Below are 23,767 nucleotides of genomic sequence, written 5' to 3'. Positions count from 1 at the left end.
ATCAGGAATAATTATCTAACCAATGGGTTAAATCTTGCGGTGAATTAAAGTCTAACAATGCTTCGCCAAAATCTTCTAATTTATCCATAGGAATATTTTTAACTCGGTTTTCTAACTCAGGTGAAACGTTGCCAATTTTTCTTTTCAATAACCGAATAAACATATTGATTTCTTGTTGCAACCTTTGCTGAATCCCTTGTTGCAATCCTTGTTGAATCCCTTGTTGCAATCCTTGTTGAATGCCTTGTTGAATGCCTTGTTTTTCCACTTCGGCAATTTTGTCTCGATATAATTGTCTTAAACTCATAATCAGTGTTTCATCCTCCTTGATTGTTTCTTGTTTATTCCTTTGATTTGCCGTTAATTTTGAGAGTAGCCCATACACTAATTCTAATACTATTTCTCGATTGGGATAATCTGATGGTAACGCTTTTAATTGTTCGATCGCTTGAATTTGTTTATTACCCTTCCCTAAGATTCTTAACCAGAGGGTATCCCTTGTGACGGGTAACTGATGTATGGCAATGATTCCAATACGAAATCCAGAGGCAAGAAAATAAATTCCGTCTTCCCAACCCCCCTTTTCTACAGCGTCAAATTCTTTTAAGATAGCTTTGGAAATGGTTGGGGTAATAATCCATAAAAATGGTAATTGGGTTTTAGTTATCTTTCTTTTTTCCCGTTTTGCGTCTTTGATGTGATTTTGTCTGACGCTAACTAATTTACCAAGACAATCCCAGATTTCTTCAATGGTGACGGGATTTCGATATACCTCCAGTAAACAGGTAGTTTGCCCCAGTCGCCCTAATAATCCTAATGTTTCGGGCGTAGTGGGTACTGGTTTTATGGGAATAAATAACACATCGATTTGTCTTCTTTCACTGGTTACATCCGCCGAGGGAATGACTTGCCCATATTGTTGATATAATTCGGGCAAATATTCTTTTACAAATTCATCGTGAGGAAATTGGGACATTATTTCTGACAACTAATCATTCGATCGAAATTCTATCAAAAAAAATACCCATGGTGATCACTTCGTTGTGCTGTTCGATTATCAAGGGCGGTGCTGTGCGATCGAACTTTTGTGATGATGTTATTCCTATCTTTTGAGCAAAATACTTTCCCCCTTCCCCTAAACATCGTAAAGTGAATTAAAATAAGTTAAGAAACGTTAATTTTTCATTGCTAAGTTTTGAGAAGATAAATTTATGACTGACGCTCCCGTTAAACGACTACGGAATTTTTCCATTATTGCCCATATTGATCACGGTAAGTCCACTTTAGCAGACCGTTTGTTACAGGTAACAGGCACTGTGGGCGATCGAGATATGAAGGCTCAATTCCTTGATAATATGGATTTAGAGCGGGAAAGAGGTATCACCATTAAACTTCAAGCTGCTCGAATGAATTATAAGGCAAAAGATGGTGAAGATTATGTGTTAAATTTGATTGATACCCCCGGACACGTTGACTTTTCCTATGAAGTATCTCGATCGTTAGCTGCCTGTGAGGGTGCATTATTAGTGGTGGATGCGTCTCAGGGAGTGGAAGCTCAAACCTTAGCTAATGTTTATTTGGCGTTAGAAAATAATTTAGAGATTATCCCTGTTTTAAATAAAATCGATTTACCTAGTGCTGAACCTGAACGGGTTATCAAAGAAATTGAAGATGTTGTCGGTTTAGACTGTACTAATATTATCCATGCTTCTGCTAAGGCAGGATTGAATATAGATGCTATTTTAGAGTCCATCGTCGATCGAGTGCCTCCTCCAGAAGAAACAGAGCATAAACCTTTACGAGCTTTGATTTTTGATAGTTACTATGATCCCTATCGTGGGGTTATTGTTTATTTCCGTGTTATGGATGGTAGAATCAAAAAAGGCGATCGAATCCTCTTAATGGCTTCTGGTAAACAATATGAGTTGGATGAGGTGGGCGTATTATCCCCGACGCAAGTACAAGTCAATGAATTACACGCAGGGGAAGTAGGGTATTTAGCCGCCGCCATCAAAGCCGTAGGAGATGCAAGGGTAGGAGATACTATTACTCTGGTTAATAATCCTGCTTCGGAAGCCTTGCCCGGCTATACCGAAGCCAAACCCATGGTATTTTGTGGCTTATTCCCCATTGATGCAGATCAATATGGAGACTTAAAAGACGCATTAGAGAAGCTCAAATTAAACGATGCAGCGCTTTCTTTTGAGCCTGAAACCTCCAGCGCTATGGGTTTTGGTTTCCGTTGTGGTTTCTTAGGTTTACTGCACATGGAAATTGTCCAAGAGCGCCTAGAAAGAGAATATAATTTAGACTTAATTATTACTGCTCCTTCCGTTGTTTATCGAGTCACTACCACCGATGGAGAAGTCCTTGAGATTGACAATCCTAGTGCATTACCCGATCCTCAAAAACGGACTAAGATAGAAGAACCTTACATCAAGGTAGAAATGATTACCCCTGAAAACTATGTGGGTACTCTCATGGAATTGTGTCAAAGTCGGCGAGGTATTTTTGTTGACATGAAATATTTTACCATGAACCGCACCAACTTGATTTATGAACTACCCTTGGCGGAAGTGGTAACAGACTTTTTTGATCAACTCAAATCTCGATCGAGGGGTTACGCCAGTATGGAGTATCAACTCATTGGCTTCCGAGAAAATCCCTTAGTACGTTTGGATATTCTAGTAAATAAAGACCCTGTGGACGCTTTAGCCATGATTGTCCATCGAGATAAAGCCTATAATGTCGGAAGGGCATTGACAGAAAAACTCAAAGAATTGATTCCCCGCCATCAATTTAAAGTACCGATTCAAGCCTCCATCGGTGCAAAAGTTATCGCTAGTGAGCATATTCCTGCTTTAAGAAAAGACGTTTTAGCGAAATGTTACGGCGGTGATATTAGTCGTAAGAAAAAACTGTTACAGAAACAGGCTAAAGGTAAAAAACGCATGAAATCGATCGGCACTGTGGATGTACCTCAATCCGCATTTATGGCAGTCTTAAAACTAGACTCATAAAAAAATGTAGGGCGATGCACCGCCCACCATTTATAGATAGAAATGAGGAATGAGTAAGGAGTAATGAGTAATGAGTAATGAGTAATGAGTAAGAAACCCTGTTTTTTAAAGAGGTTTAGGAAAATATTTCTCATATAATTATGGTTAGAAATCTCTTTATTCATTCTCAATTCTCAATTCTCAATTCTCAATTCTCAATTCTCAATTCTCAATTCTCAATTCTCAATTCGATCTTATCCCCTCACTTTGATATGATTTATTGCAGATTATTTAATATTTCTTAAAATTAGTTTCGTATATATATATAAATGATTAAATTACAGCAAGTAGGGTTAAGCAAAAATTGGCAAAAATTGTTACTCTTACTGGGTATCTTTTCCAATTCTCCTGTTTTAGCTCAAAATACTTCATCTTTAAATAATTTTAACTCTAATGTCATTCAAGCTGAAAATATCCAAGCCTCCCGTAAGGTAAATAAAATTTCTCAACGGGAAATTGAGCAAATGGTGACAGAATTACAAGATTTAATTTATCGGGTGGAAAGTACTTTAATTACGGCGGAAGCTAAACAACGGAAATACACACAGCCCATGAGTTCGATCGTCGATCATGTGTTAAAAAATCCTCCTAAGTCCAATTCTCTGACGAAAGAAAATAAAATTACTCCTGGTTATAGTAATAATTTGGCATCTCAAGCCATTGCGAATGCGAAAATTGTTGCTCAAGATTTCCCTAACTTAGCCTTACAAGATTATGGTAAAGCAAGACAAACTTGGTTAGATGCTCGTCGTAGTCTCTGGGATAATTACCCCGTCGATCGACCTTTTGCTCAACCTGAAGTACGCGCGATATGGTTAGATAGAGGTACGATCGTCAAGGCTAAATCCAAAGAAGATTTAAAACCATTGTTCGATCGTATGGCTGAATCTGGCATTAATACAGTATTTTTCGAGACAGTTAACGCCAGTTATCCCATATATCCTAGTAGGGTAGCCCCTGAACAAAATCCCATGACGAAAGGATGGGATCCCCTTCAAGCATCGATCGAATTAGCCCATGAAAGAGGCATAGAATTACACGCTTGGGCATGGATTTTCGCCGCCGCCAATCAAGGCCACAATCGCCTTTTAGGGCAAGATGAGAATTATTTAGGACCTGTGTTATCTCGTAATCCTAGTTGGGTATTAAAAGATAAACAAGGGCAAGTATTTAACCGTACTCCCGGATTTAAAAAAGCCTTCTTTGATCCTGCTAATCCCCAAGCCCGTCGCTATATCATGGCACTGTTAGAGGAAATAGCCACTAACTATGATGTAGATGGAATTCAATTGGATTACATTCGCTATCCCTTTCAAGATAGTATGACTAAACAACAATTTGGTTATACCGATGTGAGTCGTGCATTATTCAAAGAAAACTATGGAATCGATCCGATAAAATTAACTCCTGCTTCTCCTGCCTGGAGTCAATGGACTGGATTTCGCATTAAACAAATTAGCAGTTTTGTAGCAGAAGCGTCTCAACGGCTTAAACAAAAACGCCCTGATTTAATTATTTCTACGGCGGTGTTTCCCATGGAACGCAAAGAACGATTATTTACCCTACAACAACACTGGGAAGACTGGATTCATAGCGAATGGGTGGATATGATGGTATTAATGACGTACGCTTTATATACAGGAAATTTAGAAGAACGTACTCAAGGAGTGTATGAATTTTCTTACAAAAATTCGAGTTTGATTATTCCGGGTATTCGTTTGTTGAATGTACCTAATTCTGAAGCCTTTGATCAATTACAATCGATTCGGAATATGCCTTCTGGGGGGTTTGCCTTGTTTGCCGCCGAAAATTTTAATACAGGTTTACAGGCAATGTTTAAGCATACCCAAGGTACTCCTCAAGAAGTAGCTGAACCTTTACCCCATCGTCAACCCTTCCAAAGTGCCTTAGTTCGTTATCAAGCCTTACAAAAAGAATGGAATTTTATGTTGATGAATCATCAGATTTCGATCGCACCGCGCGCCTTTGGCATCGAACCTCGTTATCTCAAGGAATGGTCAAAACAAGCAGATCAACTACACGATCGATTTAAACAATTAGCACAAAATCCTACAGAGGAAAATTTAGAGCTTACCAAAAAAGAATTAACAGCTTTAACCACAAAATTACCAAACTATTTAGCCCAACATAAAAAACAACAACCGCAACAGGTGCAAACATGGCAAAATCGTCTTATTACCCTCGATAATTTATTACAATACGGTGAACGCACTGTTATTGCTAATCGATCGAACAGTCAGCAATTAACCATTAACAATTAATAATACCTCAGTTCGATGCAAGAATGTTTGATAAGGGCAGGTTGCAGGTTTCAGGTGTAATTTTCAGAAGATTATATAATTCACCTCAGTTCGATATAAGAAAAGTGGTGAAATAGTCTTATGATTCCCCTGCGCAAACCCTAAGTAAAAGAAAGAGGGATCAGCTATCAACAGTCAACGTGTCGAAATCTGTTAAGATGATAAGATTGATTGTTGTTAATTGTTAAGAATTGCTTAATAATTATAAAAATACTTAATACTCTGGTTAATTCTATATACATGGGATACGTTAAACATTCTAACTTCGTTAATCTACTTCAAGAACGTGCGGTTTCGCAACCCGATAAAGTTATATTTACCTTCTTAGGCGACGGTGAAGCGCAGACGGAAAGTTTAACCTACCAACAATTAGATAGCCAAGCAAAAGCCATCGCCCAACATCTTTCTCGCACTGCCAAAAATTTATTAGGGCATCAAGTGCAAGGGGAAAGAGCTTTATTATTATATCAACCCGGTTTAGAATTTATTACCGCTTTCTTAGGTTGCCTTTATGCCGGAATCATCGCAACCCCGGCTTATCCCCCCCGTCAGAATCGATCGTTTGCCCGACTAGACACTATCATAAAAGATGCTGGAGCGGTTTTTGCCCTCACCACAGAATCTTTAAAGCAAAAAATCGAACAAAAATTAACTAAACATAACAATATAACCTGTATTCCTACAGATAATATCCCCCTTGACTTCGGCAAAAATTGGCAACAATCCCCTTATATTCAAGAAGATAATCTTGCCTTTTTACAATATACCAGTGGTTCGACCGGTGCACCTAAAGGAGTTATGGTAAGTCATGGCAACTTAATTCATAATTCTCACTTAATTCGTACTTGTTTCAATATTGATAGTAGTGATACCTGCTTTTCTTGGCTTCCTCCCTATCATGACATGGGATTAATAGGGGGTATTCTACAACCTATTTACGGAGGAATTAGCACCATTGTTATGCCACCTGTGAGCTTTTTGCAACGCCCACTCCGTTGGCTCAAGGGGATTTCTAAGTATAAAGTTACCACCACAGGAGGACCTAACTTTGCCTACGAAATGTGTGTCAATTCAATCACAGAAAAGCAAAAAGCGGATTTAGACTTAAGCAGTTGGAAACTGGCGTTTAGTGGTGCAGAGCCCGTTAGGGCGGAGACTATTGCCCGATTTAGCGAATATTTCGCCGATTGTGGCTTTAAACAGGAAATTTTTTATCCTTGCTATGGCATGGCGGAAACAACTCTCATGGTTTCAGGGGGGAATAAGCATCAACCGCCTGTGGTAAAAACTTTGTCAGCAGAGGCGTTAAGGCAAAATTCTATCGTTATCCTAGAAGATAATTCCTCAGATACTCAGGTATTGGTTAGTAGTGGTAAGGTGGCTTCGGAGTTGGAGAGTTTAATCGTCAATCCTGATACTTTGGAGGTGTGTGAAGACAATCAAGTGGGAGAGATTTGGGTAAAAGGTGCTAGTGTTACTCAAGGTTATTGGCAAAAAGAGGAGGCTACTAATAATATTTTTCATGCCTATACAAAGGATGGAAAAGGGGCTTTTTTGCGCACGGGAGATTTAGGATTTATTAGCGAGGGGGAGTTGTTTGTTACGGGAAGGTTAAAGGATTTAATTATTATTCGGGGAAGAAATCATTATCCTCAAGATATAGAAGAAAGTGTGGCTTTTTGTCATGAGGCGCTTAATTCAGAAAGTGGCGCCGCTTTTGCTGTGGAAATAGAACAAGATGAGCATTTAGTGATAACCTTTGAGCTAAAACGCACTTTTTTAAATAAAATTAGTCAAGATGAGACTTTAAAGCAACAAATTTTTACAGAAATTCGCAACTCGATCTCCCTTAATCATGAATTGCAGGTTTATAGTATAGTATTGTTAAAAACGGGAAGTATCCCTAAAACGTCTAGTGGGAAGATTACTCGTTATGCTTGTCGTCAAGGGTTTTTAGACGGTAGTTTAGATATTGTGGCAATCTGGAAAAAGGGAGAAGAAGAAAAGCAACCTCCCTCAATCCCCCCTATCAATGGGGGAAGCCGACAGGAAGACAGGAAGACAGGAAGACAGGCAGATAATTTACTCATTTCTCATTCTGTATCTAATATACAGGGTTGGTTAAAAGAAAATATCGCCCAACGCATTGGCGTTAAGGCTTCCCAAGTTGACACCTATCAACCTTTTATTAATTATGGATTGGATTCTTTACAAGCGGTTAGGTTAACAGGAGAGTTGGAAGACTGGCTAGATTGTCGTTTGTCTCCCACCCTCATTTACGACTACCCCAATATTGCTGAGTTATCCTACTATCTAGCAGAAGAAAAAACTGTCGGGGGGGAGGGTATAACAGAAAAAAAACCAACACAGTTAACAGAAAAAATTGCTATTGTTGGTGTTGCCTGTCGTTTTCCTCAAGCTAATAATTGTGATGAATTTTGGCAATTATTACAACAAGGTAAGTCTGCAGTTCGATCGAGCCAGAGAGCGAATATAAACTATAGTGGAGGTTATATTGATAATTATGACCAATTTGATCCACAATTTTTTGACATATCCCCAAGGGAAGCTGTTAATATTGATCCACAACAAAGGATTTTATTACAAGTTACCCAGGAAGCGATCGAAAATGCTAATATTTCCCTTGATAGTTTGAATGGTAGCGATACGGGAGTTTTTATCGGCATCAGTAGTAGCGATTATGCTCAACTTCAGGTAAAAAATGATTGGGATGTTAATGTTTATACTGGCACAGGTAATGCAGGATCGATCGCTGCTAATCGTATATCCTATAGTTATAATCTATTAGGAAAATCTTTAAGTGTCGATACTGCTTGTTCATCTTCCCTTGTAGCCATCGACTTAGCCGTTAATAGTATCAAAAATGGTGAGTGTAGTCAAGCCATTGTTGGCGGAGTTAACCTTATCCTCTCTCCTGAGTTAACGGAGACTTTTGAAAAAGCAGGAATGATGGCGCAAGATAGTAAATGTAAAACCTTTAGCGCCGAAGCCGATGGCTATGTCAGAGGAGAAGGTTGCGGAGTTGTTATCCTTAAACCCCTAAATCAAGCTATACTCGATCGAGATAATATATTAGCAGTAATTTACGGCACTGCTGTCAATCAAGATGGAAAAAGTAACGGCTTAACCGCGCCTTCAGGTAAAGCGCAACAAAGAGTCGTCAAAACTGCATGGGAAAAAGCAGGGATTACCGAAGATAAGATTAATTATATCGAAGCGCACGGCACTGGTACAGCATTAGGTGATCCTATTGAGTTAAATTCCCTCAGTGAGTTATTATTATCTAGTCAAGATGAAGAATCATCTCCTGTGTGGGTAGGCTCAACAAAGACAAATATCGGACATTTGGAGGCGGCGGCAGGAATAGCAGGGTTAATCAAGACAGTATTGGCTTTGCGTCATGAAGTTATCCCTCCCTTAGTCAACTTTACTCAACTTAACCCCTATATAAAGATTGAGAATAGTCGCATCCAAATTCCTACAGAATCCATTGCTTGGAAAAAATCTTCACAACCTCGTTACGCTGGAATTAGCTCATTCGGTTTTGGTGGCACGAATGCCCATGTTATAATCGGTGATGAGGAGAATGGAGAATGGAGAATGGAGAATGGAGAATGGAGAATGGAGAATGATTCCCTTATTCCCTCTCAACTATCAACTATTCACTATTCACTATTCACTATAAGTGCGCAAAGTGAGACGGCGTTGTCAGATTTAGTGACTCGTTATCGAGGGTTTTTAGAAACGGCAAAGGATGAGGAGTTTGCTAATATCTGTTATACCTCTAATATCGCTCGATCGAGCTTAAAATATAAACTCGCTTTTGTTGGGAAAAATAAAGAAGAAATCCTCTCTCAATTAAAAGTAAAAGAAAACAAGACAGTAGAAAATAGTCAAATTGCTTTTTTATTTACAGGGCAAGGATCACAATATAGTAAAATGGGAGAGCAGTTGTATCAAACTTCTTCCTACTTTAAAAATATAGTTGATTATTGTGAGCAAATCTTAAATCAATACCTTGATAAACCCCTCACCGAAGTCTTATTTCAAGAAGAAAATGCCGACTTATTAAATCAAACCCTTTATACTCAACCTGCTTTATTTGTTATCGAATATGCCTTAGCAAAATTATGGTTAAGTTATGGTATTCAACCATCTATTATAATGGGGCATAGTGTCGGAGAATATGTCGCCGCCACTTTAGCAGGAGTTTTCAGTTTAGAAGATGGTTTAAAATTAATTGCTTATCGAGGAAAGTTAATGCAAACCTTACCTCTCGATGGCGGTATGGTATGTTTATTTACCTCTTTAGACAAAGTAGAAAAATTAATTAACCCCTATAACAATCAAGTAGAAATTTCTGTTATCAATGGAGATAATAATATTGTTATTTCTGGTTATAACCACACCTTAGAAGAAATAATCATTGAAGCGCAGAAACATAATATCAAATCAAGAAAATTAGCAGTATCCCATGGTTTTCATTCCTTCTTAATGCAACCTATCTTGACTCAATTTAAGGAAATCGCAGAGACTATTGATTATAACTTACCTCAACTTCCTCTTATTTCTAATGTCACAGGAAAGGTAATTAATGAGGAAATCGCAACAGCAGATTATTGGGTTAATCATGTGATGAAACCTGTCAAATTTGCTGACAGTATCGCCTATTTAAAAAATAATGGTTATCAAATTTTATTAGAAATTGGTGCAAAGCCTATCCTCTTGGGTATGGCAAAATATTTATTATTAGATGGAGAGTATATCTATTTACCTAGTCTCGAAAAAGACTCCTCCTTTCAGACTTTATTAAATAGTTTGGCTACTTTATACCAGTTAGGTTTTAAAATTAATTGGACTAATTTTCATCAAGATAACCCCTATTTAGAAAAAGTACAATTACCAAATTATCCTTGGCAAAATAGTCGTTATTGGTTAGGAGATGATAAGCAAAAAGATAACTCCTCGTTAACAGAAGCCTTATATCAAATTGAGTGGATTGAAGGGGATAAGTTTCCTGTTATTTCTTCTTCTGGAAAAAGTTATTTAATTTTTAGTGATAATGCCTTAACGGAAAAGTTAGCAGAAAATTTGACAACTCAAGGAAACAAGGTTTATTTAGTCTATCAAGGTAAAGAATATCGACAAGAAAATAACTGTTTTTGGTTAAGCAATAAAAAGGAAGACTATCAATTATTATGGCAATATTTTGAGGATTCACAACCCCCCTCAATCTTCCCTAAAAATGGGGGAAGTCAAATAGGGGATTCTTTTGTTGATGACAACAATAACATTTCTCATTCCTCATTAATTATCTATGGTTGGGGTTTAAGCAACCAAGAAGAAGAAAACGAAACTATCAGCTTGAAAGATAGTAACTATTTAGGGTGTCTTCCCGTTATCAACTTACTCCAAAGTTTGGTAATGACTTCTTCTCAACCCCAATTATGGTTACTAACAAATCAAAGTCAATGGGTGACTCACCAAGAAAAAATTAATCCTCAAGGGGGAAGTCTCTGGGGGTTAGGAAAAATTATCGCCCTTGAACATCCCGAATATTGGGGAGGTATCATTGATGTTGAAATGGAAAATCTTGCCTCCTCTTCTTCTATCCTGCAAAAAATTCTATTCACTAAAAATGAAATAGATGAGGAATCCCCCCTTAATCCCCCCTTACTAAAGGAGGAAGATGAAAAGATGTTAGCTATTCGAGGTAAAAATATTTACTACCCTCGTTTACGACAAAAACAAAAAGAGAGTCTAACTAATAATATCCCCTCTGAGAAAATTTCGATCGAGATCAAACCTTCGGCTAGTTATCTGATTAGTGGAGGATTGGGGGCGTTGGGAATCCAATGCGCAAAATGGTTAATTAGTCAAGGGGCAAAAAATTTAATTCTCCTCTCCCGCCGTCAACCTTCGGTAACGATACAAAAACAATTAGATACATGGCAAAAGCAAGGAGTTAATCTTTATCTCCCCCCCGTTGATGTGACTAATTATGAGGAATTAAAGACAGTTTTCCAACATATCAAAACAAGTCTGCCTCCTCTCAAGGGTATCATTCACAGTGCTGGTATCTTAGCTGATAGTCTTTTAACTACCCTTTCTATCGATAAATTAGAAATGGTGATGTCTCCTAAAATCTTGGGCGCTTGGAATTTACATCAACTCTCCCTGACTTTACCTGTTGAATTTTTCGTCAACTTTTCTTCTGTCGCTTCTATGTTGGGTTCAGCAGGACAAGGAAATTATGGAGTAGCCAATGGTTACTTAGATAGTTTTGCGAGTTATCGTCACAGTTTAAATCTTCCCTGTCTAACTATCAACTGGGGTGCGTTTGATGTAGGTATGGCGGAATCGAAACAACATTCTTTGACGGCTTCGGGGATGGAGTTAATAAATGTCCATGAGGGGATAGGATTATTAACAGATTTAATTAACTCTCCTGCTTCGCAACTAGGAGTAATGAAGATTAATTGGGCAAAAATTGCACAAAAATTTCCTACTTTATCCACATCTTCTTATATTCAAGATGTTATTCCTCAATCGGTAGAAAATACTCCTAATAATTTATTTGTGGAGTTGACTCAAGCTGACACGGAAGAAAGAGAGATACTATTAGTTGACTATCTTACCAAGTCGATCGAACTTATCTTAAACTTTAACGGAAATATAAACCCCGATGATAATTTAATTGACTTAGGGATGGATTCTTTAATGGTGATGGAGGCAATTAATAATTTAAAGACTGACTTACAGTTAATGTTATACCCCCGTGAATTTTATGAGCGCCCGACTATCTCCGCCTTGGCTTCTTATTTAAGTCAAGAATTTGCTGTTACTCATCAGTCTTCCCCCTCTCACCCTCTCCCCCTCTCCCCCTCTCTCCCTCTCCCCCTCTCATCCTCTCCCCTTTCGGTGGAAAATATCACCTATGCAAAAGAGACAGTAAACCCCCAGCCTATAGCATTTATATTATCAAGTCCTCGATCGGGTTCTACATTATTAAGGGTAATGTTAGCAGGAAATCCATATCTGGTTTCGCCTCCAGAGTTACATTTACTCCCCTTTACTACCCTCAAAGAAAGACAAAAACAACTGGAAGCCTCTCATCTTGACGAGGGTTTGCAGCGCACTTTGATGGATTTAAAAGGTATCACCGCCGAGGAAAGCGAGGCGTTAATTAATCAATGGGTAGAGGAAAATTTATCTATTCCAGACTTATACAAAATTTTGCAGGAGTTAAGTGGTAATCGTCTCTTGGTGGATAAGTCTCCTACCTATGGTATGGAAATGGCGACTCTCCTCCATGCACAAAAAATGTTTAGTAATGCAAAATATATCCACTTAATTCGTCATCCCTACTCGGTTATCGAATCTTTTGCTCGTTTACGCATGGATAAACTGCTAGGATTGAGTCATCATGGCAACCCCTACGAGATTGGGGAGGCAATCTGGCGTAAGAGTAATGAAAATATTGTTGACTTTACGTCACAACTAGATTCTTCTAGGGTTTATCGAGTATTTTATGAAGAATTAGTGACAAATCCTGAAGCGATTATGAGGGAAATGTGCGACTTTTTGGAAGTGCCTTTTTCGGAGTCTGTGTTGAATCCCTATGAAGGAGAAAGAATGACTGACGGAGTGCGCAATGCTTCTATGGGAGTGGGTGATCCTAATTTTCACTCTCGTTCTACAATAGATGCTAACCTAGCAAATCATTGGCGTAAAGTAAACTTACCCCTCCTGCTTAATCCTGTCTCGACAAATTTAGCCCATGATTTTAACTATACCCTACCCCGTGAGGAAAGTTCGATCGAACTCAATAACAATATTGAGATGAAAGAAGAATTTATGAAGGTGGGAGATTTAAACTTATGTGTTTGCACTTGGGGTAATCCAGAGCATCCTTTAATAGTTCTTGTTCATGGTATCCTTGATCAAGGTTATGGTTGGGATATGGTAGCTCGATCGATGGCACAACAAGGTTATTATATAGTAGCGCCAGATTTAAGAGGACATGGAAAGTCTGATCATGTAAGTAAAGGTTGCTCTTATAATCTACTAGATTTTGTCGCTGATTTAGATAGCCTAACAAATCAAATCACTGATAAACCTTTTTCGATCGTGGGGCATTCCCTCGGTACAATGATAACCAGTATATTTGCTAGTATGCGCCCTGAAAAGGTAAGTAAATTAGTATTAGTTGAGCCAATTTTACCTGTAGAAACGACATCTTTTGAGTTAACTAACCTTACCAGTCAATTAGACTATCTGGTGTCGCCTCCTGCTTCTCCTATTTATGCAGATGTGGAAACAGTGGCGCAAAGATTATTAACTACTACCCCCTCTCTTGATAAAGATTTTGCTTTAAAATTAGCCCAACGTATCACTAAACCTGTAGAAAATGGGGTAACTTTTACCTATTCTCCCCTTTTAACTACCCGTGCCGGTATTGTTAATAGTATCCAACGTCAGCAATATTTACAAATACTATCTAATCTCACCCTACCGTTAACTATTATATACGGCGATCGAAGTAATTTTAACCGTAGAGAGGATTTGGAGGCGCAACAATTAGCGATGTCTCAAGCTAAGAAAATCGTTTTAGAAGGAGGGCATAATTTACATTGGGAGAAACCTTTTGAGATAGCTTCTGCTATTATCTCTAATTAGGAATTGATGAAAAAGTCTTTATCGATTAGGGAGTTAGGAGAAAGGAGACAGGAGATAGGAGAAATACTGAAAAAATCAAGATTTTTAAAATATCAAAAAACGAGGGAGATAATGGGTTGAATTTCTGTGATTGAAGCTGAAGAAATTATTATGCAAGGATAAACAGCTTGACTCCAAACTGGATGAATTAAACCGCATTCTCCTGATTTAACTTGAAATGAAGGTAAATATCTTTTAACTAATTGTTGAGTAATAAATATCTGATTTCCCTTAGTGGAATATTGGGGAAAACCAGTTTTAGGGCAGATAATTTCTGTTAAAATTCCTTGTTTTTTACTAAGATAATAAAACTCTTTCCCTAATCGATTAAATTCTAATAATAATTTATCTTTTTCTAATTCTTCTTCAGTTAAATTACTACCATCTAACATACATTGACATTTAAAAAATAAGAAAATAATAGTTTTTGGTATGTCTTCCCAGTCTGGTAATAATTCTTGAGAATATTCGATAATATATTCATTCTTATTATTTAAAGATTTGACGATAATTTCATAGTCTATTATTGTATTCATTCTTGGCGAATTTAAGCAAAAGTTAATGATGATTATTTTTACAGCTAAAATCATAGGTTGAATAGTAAGTATTTTCACGACTACCAAACCATTGATAACGATTATCTCTAATTTGTAAATAACTTTTATCCCCTAACCATTTTAAACTAGGAATAGCACGATAAGCATTGATAAAAAATTGCCCATTGGGTAATAATTCAATGATTTTTTCGGCGGCAAAACTTCCCTGCCAACGTTGATTAAGATTCTCACTATCAATCAATATCATTCCCAATTCACAATCAAGAGAGGTAACATTTAACTGTTGTAAAATTTCTATATTTTGCATGGGAATATAATTAAATAAATTACCCTTATCAAAGTTTTCTAATAATTGGGTAAAAGTAACGCATAAATTGCAGTTACCATCATAAATTACATGATATTTTTTAGTCATAAAGTTAAGATTAAAGTTTTTTTAAAATTCTATTATTTAATTATCAGATAAAAATAATTAAAGGTGTTAGATAATAGGGGATTAATCAATTAATTATTTATTATCCATTCTCCATTCTCAATTATCCATTCTCCATTCCTTGTGAAAGCGTTTAAAATAAAGGAGAAAATAGTAAGATGCTAAAGAAATGAATGATTCTTCTTCCTTGTTAACATGGTTAAAAAAACAGACTATTTTATCTAGCTTACCCCATGAGATTCTAAGTTCGATCGAGCCTTTATTAAAAAAAGTGTCTTTCGAGGCAAAGGAAACGATTATTTTAGCAAATCAACCCGTAGAAAGATTATACATTTTAGAAGCAGGGCAAGTAGAAACTCAAGCAAATAAAGAAAATTTTGGTTTACTTTCAGGTGCGCTTATCAATTTCAAAGAATGCCTATTACAACAACCGACAAAATACACCCTTCAAACTTTAACCAAGGCAACATTATGGAGTCTTTCGTCGGTGGAATTTCAAGAATTAGCCTCCCAATACCCTCAAATTAATCAAGTATTCACCCAACAATTAGCGCAGGAAGTCGCTGATTTATCCTCGCAACTGAATTTTGAACAAGAACGACAAGCTGTATTACGTCCATATCTGGTAACGAAAGCGAAACGGGGTATTGTGGGAAAAAGTCGTTATGCCATGAGGCTACGGCAACAGGTGAAAAATGCGACGATCGATCGAGCTTCTGTTATAATTTTCGGAGAACAAGGATTAGAAAAGGATAACCTTGCGAGTTTAATTCATTATAGCTCATCCTATAGACGAGAGCCAATGATTAAGGTGGATTGTGCCAAATTACAAGCCAGTGGTGCAGAATTATTTGGCAGGGTAGGAGGCAAACTGGGGTTAATTGAAGCCTTGGGGAAAGGCACTTTAGTATTCAATAATATCCAAGATTTACCCTCAGAATTAAATGATGCTGTCATTCAACTACTCAAAACTAACACTTATACCCCGATCGAGCGTTCAGGAAATATCAATAACTCTACAAAAACCTGTCAAGCACGTTTAATTATCATCTCTGAAAAAGCGATTTCCTCCGTCAATAACTGTGTTAAACATCTGATAAAAGTGCCTCCCCTCCGAGTTAGAAAAGCGGATTTAGAAGATCAAGTGAACTATTATATTAGTTTAATTTGTCGTAGTCAAAGGGTGGATAAACCTAAAATTACCCCCGAAGCCTTGCGCCGTCTTCAAGGTTATGATTTCCCTAACAATTTGCGAGAATTGGAGAACCTCATTGAAAGGGCGATCGTACAACTTTCAGGCAGTAATGAGTTAACGGAAGAAATCATCTGGCAATCTCGCAGTAAAAAGCAACAATTTCGCTTTAATTTACTCAACGCCTATCCAAAATTTCGTAGTCTTCTTCGCAGTCCTTGGTATCCCGATCGAGTCAATTATGGCTTTACTTTAGGGATTTTTGCCTTAGTTATCGGAATTTTGTTTTTAGCCCCTCAAAATCGACAGGAAAACTTCGTGCTGAACATTTTTTGGGCGTGGTGGTGGCCTCTAATTTTGCTAACTTTCCCATTTGTAGGAAGACTGTGGTGCAGTTTTTGTCCATTTATGATTTATGGAGAGGTGACACAAAAACTGTCATTATGGCTATTTCCCCGACAACTGAAGTCATGGCCACGGCAAGAAGCCGACAAATGGGGAGGATGGTTTTTATTTGGGCTTTTCACCCTAATTTTATTATGGGAGGAGCTTTGGGATTTGCCGAATACCGCCTATCTTTCTGCATGGTTACTGTTAATTATCACTGGGGGAGCGATGATTTGTTCCGCTATATTTGAAAGACGCTTTTGGTGTCGCTATCTCTGCCCCATTGGGGGCATGAATGGTATGTTTGCCAAACTTTCCATCATAGAATTACGAGCGCAACAAGGCACTTGCTCCGCAGAATGTACTACTTATCAATGTTATAAAGGGGGAGTGCAAAAAGGAGAAGGTTTAGAAACCCTTGGTTGCCCTTTATATTCCCATCCTGCACAGTTACAGGATAATCGGGATTGTGTGTTATGTATGACGTGCTTAAAAGCCTGTCCCCATCGTTCTGTAACTCTTAATTTACGCCCTCCAGCTATTGAATTATGGACAACTCATCAACCTCGTAGCTATGAAGTTGCTTTATTATTTCTCCTGCTAAATGTGGTTTTTGTCCATAAGTTACCTGAAATTAACCTACTTTTGGGGTTAAACTTAGATATGAGTCAATTTTGGCTACATTCTTTAAGCTCGATCGTGCTGTTAATTTTACCTGTGATTATCCCTTTAATGGGCTATAGTATCATTCGTTTAATCGGTAAGGTGAAAAAAACATCATCTCGTTCTTTTATCGAATTAGCCTATGGTTATTTACCTCTGGTATTATGTGCTAATTTAGCCTACTATCTTCATTTAGGTTTAGGAGAAGCGGGAAGAATTTTACCCGTAGCGTGGGCAACTTTTGGCTTAGATGGTAGTAATTTACCAATTTTTGTGGCACATCCTGCGGTTATCACTTTTTTACAAGGAGTTACCCTTATTTTTGGCTTAATTAGTGCTATTATTCTCACTCAAAAAATTTCTCGTCAATCCATTAAAACTCTATTACCGCAACATTTTTCTTTGATGACATTAAGTGTTCTTTTTTGGCAAATCATTCTTTAAAAATGACAATAATTTGATATTGATTAAGGCTGGGCATCTCGACTACTCTCGATAATCATGGGGAATAGGCAATAGTGATTTGTTACGTTATATTATAAAGTTGATAAGTATATCTATTATTTTTGTTACATTATAAAATAAAGTTACATATAACAAATGTCAGCTAAAGATTTATATCATCAATCAGTCCGTATTGCTATGGAAAAAGATGGTTGGCAAATTACAAATGATCCTCTTTATTTAAAAATCAATGATGTAGAATTTTATATAGATTTAGGGGCAGAAAGGTTAATTGCGGCTGAAAAATCAGGACAAAAAATAGCGGTAGAAATTAAATCATTTTTAGGTGCTTCAGCAGTAAAAGAATTTCATTTAGCTTTGGGACAAATTCTTAATTATCGATTAGCATTAAAACTAGAAGAGCCTCAACGTATATTATATTTAGCTATATCTAAAGATATTTATGAAGATTTTTTTGCTCGACAATTTATTCAAAATTCCGTAGCGGAATATCAAATTAAACTATTAATTTTTGATTCAGTTAAACAGGAGATCGTTTTATGGAAAGAATAGATTATGCTCAATTAATTCAAGATATTCTCAGTAAACACTCAGTTAATGATATAGAAAATGATACTGAAATACAATTACTTTTTGATGAAAATCGTCACCATTATCAAGTATTAAATATTGGTTGGAAAGATCAAAAAAGAATTTATGGAGTTATTATTCATGTGGACTTAAAAGAAGACAAAATCTGGATTCAACGGGATGGCACAGAAATAGGTATTGCTAATGAGTTAGTTGAAGCTGGTGTGCCTAAACATGATATTGTTTTAGGATTTTATGCACCATATAAACGCCCATTTACGGAATTTGCTATTAATTAGAAAGAGTCAGTAATAACTCTGCTAAAACCTATCAAAATTATATTTTTTAGATAGGAGTTTAATCTATTAAATACTGATAATAAATATTTATGTTATATAAGTTCGTAGTAAGCCTTTTAAGGCTTATTAATAAACGGCTAAAGCCATTACTACAAACTTTTTATAAGTCTTAGTGGTTCATTTTTCTGATAAAATATTATCAATCAAATAGGATAACTATATGGTTAGTACGATCGAAAATATGTCTCAATTTTTACCTATTTTATTAGAATTAATTAATGAAGGGGTATTAATTACAAATATTGAAGGTAAATTAATCTATGTATCTTCTTCTTTGGCTAAAATGCTAAAATATTCTCAGGCAGAAATTGAAAGTAAAGAAAATATTAACCAAATTTTACCATTATTAAAAACTAATTTACTGGAGATAAAAAGAAAAAAAGTTCTTAAAAATATCATTTTTTTGAGGGAGAATCAACAAGGAGAAAATATCTATTTATCTATTAATATTCAATATGTTAATAATTTCAATGAGGAATATCTTGTTTATACCTTTCAAGATATTACTAAAGAGCAAAATTTAAGGAAGGAAGTTAAATTAATTAAAAAAATATACGCTGATTTAGCGGAAAATTTACCTTTAGGTGTATTCCGTTTAGATAATTTAGGTAATTTAATCTATGCTAATACAGAAACTCAAAGATTATTAGGTGAAAATGAACATATTAATAAGCCGATAATGAGTCTTTGGTTAGATAATATTTATGAAAATGATAAACAATTATTTTTAGATACATTATCTCAAACTTTAATAGATGGAGGAAATAGTCAATTTTGTTATCGTTATTGTCATCCTAATCGAAAAGAAGTTCTTTGGTTTGAAACTATTTGTATCAAAAAACAAATTTTTGAACAAGAAAGCTATATCATTGGCACAATTACAGATATTACTTATCAAAAAAATACGACCATTAAACTAAGAGAAAGTGAAGCTAAATATCGATCGATCTTTGAATCAGCTTTTATTGGTATTGCCCGAGTCAGCTTAACAGGAAAACTGTTAAAAGTCAATAATAAATTCTGTCAAATATTAGGTTATAGTCAAGAAGAATTAACTCAATTAACCTTCCAAGAAATTACTTATCCAGAAGATTTAGAAAAAGATTTAAAGTTACTCGAAGATTTTTTAAAAGGAAAAATTAATACCTATTCTTTAGAGAAAAGGTATATCAAAAAAAATGGAGAAAATACTTGGACTCGTCTTGATGTTTCCTTAGTTAAAGATAATGAAAATAAACCGAAATATTTTATTTCAACCATTCAAGATATAGACAAAGAAAAGAAAATAGAAAAAGAATTAAAAGTCAGTGAAATGCGTTTTCGTAATGCGTTTATTTATGCACCATTTCCGCAAATGATTCATGCAGAAGATGGGGAAGTTATACAAATTAATCAGGCATGGAGTGATATTAGTGGTTATTCTCACCAAGAGATTCCTACTATTACTCAATGGGCGCAAAAAGCCTATAAAGAAAAGATGCTCGAAATTAGTAATTATATAGAGGATTTATACCAGATTAAAGAATCTTTAGATGAGGGAGAATATACCATTCATACGGTAGAGGGAAAAGAAAGGGTATGGCATTTTCACACTATGCCTTTAGGTTTACTGCCTGATGGGAGAAAAATAGTGCTATCTATGGCGATGGATATTACGGAAAGGAAAGAGGCGGAAAACTCCTACATTCTCTTAAACCAAGAGTTAGAAATGAGAGTTTCTCAGCGCACAAAAGAGTTAAAATCTGTGAAAGATTTTCTCAGTCTGATTATCGATAATATACCTCAGAAAATTTTTTGGAAAGATCGTAATTCTGTTTATTTAGGGTGTAATCGTAGTTTTGCGAATGTAATAGGCTGTACTGATACTCGTGGTATTATTGGAAAAACTGATTTTGATTTACCCATTACTCCCCATCAAAGTGAATTATATCGGGAATGGGATCGTTGGGTGATGGAGTACGATCGAACTCGTTATCATGTCATTGAAAAAATTATCTGTGATGGAAAAGAAATTTATACAGATACTTGTAGAATGCCTTTACATAATTCTCAAGGGGAAGTTATGGGAGTTTTAGTGACTTATGATGATATTACTGAGAGGAAACAATTAGAGGAGAATTTAAAATTAACACAATTTACTTTAGATAAATTAGGGGATTCTGTTTTTTTGGTAGATAAATTCACTAATTTTTTTTATACCAATGAAGCAGCCACTTTGACTTTGGGTTATTCTTCCGCAGAATTTAAAACCATGCAAGTAAAAAATATTAATCCTTTATTTGAAAAAGATGACAATAAAAAATGGCTTGAGATTATGAATACATTAGCAGAAAAAAAACAGATGACAATCGAATCTTTTCATCGTCATAAAAATGGCACATTAATTCCTGTAGAAGTTAATATTTATCCCTTCAATTATGGGGAAAAATTTTATTATTGCGCCATTGCTAAAGATATTTCTGAAAGGAAAAAAAATCAACAAGCCTTAAAGGAAAGCGAAGCTCGTTATCGTTTGATGGCTAATAATGTTACGGATATGATTAGTCGTCATTCTCCTGATGGTATTTATTTATATGTCTCTCCATCGGTAAAAATATTATTAGGTTATCAACCTTCGGAATTAATTAATACATTACCTCAACATTGGATTTATCGGGATGATATTTTTTTGTTTAATCAATGTTATCAAACTATGGTCGATCGAAATCAAAGTATCACCTATAGTTATCGTATTCTCAATAAAAAAGGTAATTATATTTGGTTTGAAACTACCAGTAAACCAGTTATTGATAATTCCACAAAAAAAATTACCGAAATTATTTCCGCATCTAGGGATATTTCTAAAAGAAAAGAAGCCGAATTTAAGCTCAAAAAATCTTTAGAAGAAAAGGAAATTTTATTAAAAGAAATTCATCATCGAGTCAAAAATAATTTATATATAATTTCTAGTTTATTAAATCTACAGGCTACTTATTTTGAAGATGAAACCATTATCAAAGCATTTCAAAATAGTCAAAATCGCATTCAAAGTATGGCAATGATTCATGAAAAGTTATATCAATCAAATAATTTTGCTCAGTTAAATTTCGGGGATTATCTCACTCAATTAATTGAGACATTATTTAATAGTTGTAATCCCTATCCGCAAACAGTAAAATACTCTTTACATTTCGATCGAACTCCGATTAATATTAATGTTGAAAATGCCATACCCTGTGGCTTAATTGTCAATGAAATTTTAACAAATAGTTTTAAACACGCTTTTAATCAAAGTCATCAAGGAAAAATAATTGTGAGATTATATCAAGAGCAAAATAAAATAATTCATCTAGTTATTAGTGATAATGGTCAAGGTAGTAATCAGGGGCAAAAATGGCAGTATAATCGATCGTTAGGGGTACGTTTAATTAATATTTTAACCGAACAATTAGGCGCACAATTAACTATAGAAACAGAGATAAATAAAGGCTTTTCTTATCACTTAATCCTCCCTCCTATTGTACTTGAGCAAAATACTTTTTCAGCAATCCCGATATAATAGATTAATGATATTCTGTCATTGCGAGGCACAGAGCAATTTCTGAGACGAACTTTAATTCTGGTTAAAAATGGCTAATTGATTACGGAAAAAAACTCGATAAAGTTCACAACTAAAGGTAACTTGATCTTGATTTAATTTGACTAAACCAATACTCTCCAATTTATGGGTAATAATAGGTTCAAGATGAACACTTTTTTCACTCTTGGTTATTTTTTCTACTGCGTTTAATAACTCTGGAAAATTTTGCACTTTTATCCATTGGCTTCGCAAATGATTACCATAAATACCTGATAAAGTTGGAGCATTTTCTAATAGTTGATTTCCTTCTATATTTCCCGTTTTTAAGTTATACATTGCTAAACGAATTAGATAAGGATTTCCTCCGATTAATTTGATTAATTTTGTAATTAATTCCTGCTGATGTTTATTTAATTGATGGAGTTGAGATAATCTTTCTATTTGAGGTTGATTAAATTTGGGTAAAGGAAATGATAAACCGACATTAAAGGGAGATTGATTAATGTTTAAAGGGACATAAATGTCTGTGGCATAAATAACTATTAATCTTAATTTTTGCCAGATTTCCACGTCTTTTGCTTCTTCATACCAAAAACGTAATAAGGGTAAAAAATTGCTAGTGATTTGAGGATATTGAAATAAAAGATCAACTTGATCAAAGGTAATTAATAAGGGATTTTTTATTTGTGCTAAGATATGATTTTCTAAATAAATATTACAACTAACTTTACTGCCACAATCTTTATCCCAGTATTCATCTAAGTCTGGTTTTAAATTTAATTGATGGGCTACATTAGCACAAAACCAACGCAAAAATTGATTTATATTTTCTAGCAATGATTTATCAATTTGATCAAATTTAATGATAATGTTGTGATAATTTAATTGTTTTGTATAGGCAATAATTCTTTTTGCAAGGGAAGTTTTACCAAATAAAGAGGGAGCTTTTATGAGGATTAAAGAACCGGGTTTAACTATTTCTTGATAACATTGTTTTTCGATGGGATCACGTTCAATATAAAAGGGAGAATCTAAAGGTACTGCTCCTTCTGGAATTTCTAATTTTTGCTCTTGATTTTGTTGATTAATCTCTTGAAAATTCTGAATTTTAGCACCTTCTTTATATTGCCTAATAATCGATCGAAAATTATGTTTATTAACTTTTTTTTGGGTTCGATCGCTCAATATTTGCCATAATTGAGAGCCGATACATCTAATATAGTCATGATCATAACCAAATTCACTAGCGATTTGTTGATAAGTTTTGCCTAACCAAGATTGTTGAAAGACTAATTCTTGTAAATCGTTGAGTTGAATCGGGTGAATCAATCGAACAAAAATAGATAAGGCATCTTCTAAATTCATGGTAGTTGTTATACAAACATAACTAGATATTGAGAAATGGTTAATAGGTAATCAGTCAATACTGCTCGGTTAAGCCCCCCTGCCCCCAACTTTGGGGG

The 23,767-nt window shown here is 35.4% G+C and carries 11 protein-coding genes; 7 read left to right on the top strand and 4 right to left on the bottom strand.

Going from position 1 to position 23,767, the window contains the following annotated elements:
• Position 1: 1 nt before the first annotated feature.
• Entirely contained in the window at positions 2-976 is a 975-nt protein-coding gene (locus SYN6308_RS08175; protein WP_017293951.1) for a DUF4351 domain-containing protein, read from the bottom strand.
• A 235-nt stretch (positions 977-1,211) separates the two neighbouring features.
• On the opposite strand from SYN6308_RS08175, the gene lepA reads away from it, so the two are divergent.
• From lepA to SYN6308_RS08160, 3 genes are all read left to right on the top strand, one after another.
• A complete protein-coding gene (gene lepA, locus SYN6308_RS08170; RefSeq protein ID WP_017293950.1) occupies positions 1,212-3,020 on the top strand; it encodes a translation elongation factor 4 in 1,809 nt (602 codons plus the stop codon).
• Positions 3,021-3,328: 308 nt separating this feature from the next.
• The gene (locus tag SYN6308_RS08165) at positions 3,329-5,341 is read left to right on the top strand and encodes a glycoside hydrolase family 10 protein (RefSeq protein WP_017293949.1); all 2,013 of its coding nucleotides are present in this window, start codon (positions 3,329-3,331) and stop codon (positions 5,339-5,341) included.
• Positions 5,342-5,620: 279 nt separating this feature from the next.
• The gene (locus SYN6308_RS08160) at positions 5,621-14,080 is read left to right on the top strand and encodes a hybrid fatty acyl-AMP ligase/type I polyketide synthase (protein WP_017293948.1); all 8,460 of its coding nucleotides are present in this window, start codon (positions 5,621-5,623) and stop codon (positions 14,078-14,080) included.
• A 92-nt stretch (positions 14,081-14,172) separates the two neighbouring features.
• Here the strand turns inward: SYN6308_RS08160 and SYN6308_RS08155 are convergent, their stop codons facing one another.
• Both SYN6308_RS08155 and SYN6308_RS08150 read right to left on the bottom strand, forming a co-directional pair.
• Complete coding sequence (locus SYN6308_RS08155) at positions 14,173-14,655, bottom strand: hypothetical protein (RefSeq protein ID WP_040467142.1); 483 nt, start codon at positions 14,653-14,655, stop codon at positions 14,173-14,175.
• A 22-nt stretch (positions 14,656-14,677) separates the two neighbouring features.
• Complete coding sequence (locus tag SYN6308_RS08150; protein ID WP_017293946.1) at positions 14,678-15,091, bottom strand: thiol-disulfide oxidoreductase DCC family protein; 414 nt, start codon at positions 15,089-15,091, stop codon at positions 14,678-14,680.
• A gap of 187 nt (positions 15,092-15,278) precedes the next feature.
• Between SYN6308_RS08150 and SYN6308_RS08145 the strand changes: the two genes are divergently transcribed.
• The 4 genes from SYN6308_RS08145 to SYN6308_RS08130 all read left to right on the top strand — a co-directional run bounded on the left by SYN6308_RS08145 (position 15,279) and on the right by SYN6308_RS08130 (position 22,283).
• Positions 15,279-17,795, top strand: a complete 2,517-nt coding sequence (locus SYN6308_RS08145; protein ID WP_017293945.1) for a sigma 54-interacting transcriptional regulator — start codon at positions 15,279-15,281, stop codon at positions 17,793-17,795.
• 156 nt (positions 17,796-17,951) lie between these two features.
• Complete coding sequence (locus tag SYN6308_RS08140) at positions 17,952-18,368, top strand: XisH family protein (RefSeq protein WP_017293944.1); 417 nt, start codon at positions 17,952-17,954, stop codon at positions 18,366-18,368.
• Positions 18,356-18,685 (top strand): XisI protein, encoded by a 330-nt coding sequence (locus SYN6308_RS08135; RefSeq protein WP_017293943.1) that lies wholly within the window; start codon positions 18,356-18,358, stop codon positions 18,683-18,685. The genes SYN6308_RS08140 and SYN6308_RS08135 overlap by 13 nt, the downstream gene beginning before the upstream one ends.
• Positions 18,686-18,905: 220 nt before the next feature.
• Positions 18,906-22,283, top strand: coding sequence for a PAS domain S-box protein (locus tag SYN6308_RS08130; protein ID WP_017293942.1), 3,378 nt, complete (start codon positions 18,906-18,908; stop codon positions 22,281-22,283).
• Between the two features lie 54 nt (positions 22,284-22,337).
• On the opposite strand, the gene SYN6308_RS08125 is transcribed toward SYN6308_RS08130, so the two are convergent.
• Positions 22,338-23,669 carry an AAA-like domain-containing protein gene (locus tag SYN6308_RS08125; protein ID WP_017293941.1) on the bottom strand — a complete coding sequence of 444 codons (1,332 nt, stop codon included), beginning with the start codon at positions 23,667-23,669 and terminating at the stop codon, positions 22,338-22,340.
• Positions 23,670-23,767: the final 98 nt, after the last annotated feature.

The sequence above is a fragment of the Geminocystis herdmanii PCC 6308 genome (assembly GCF_000332235.1).
GTDB classification, from domain to species: Bacteria; Cyanobacteriota; Cyanobacteriia; order Cyanobacteriales; family Cyanobacteriaceae; genus Geminocystis; species Geminocystis herdmanii.
Note: the sequence above shows the minus strand (reverse complement) of the source record. Positions and strands in the feature narration are given on the sequence as shown.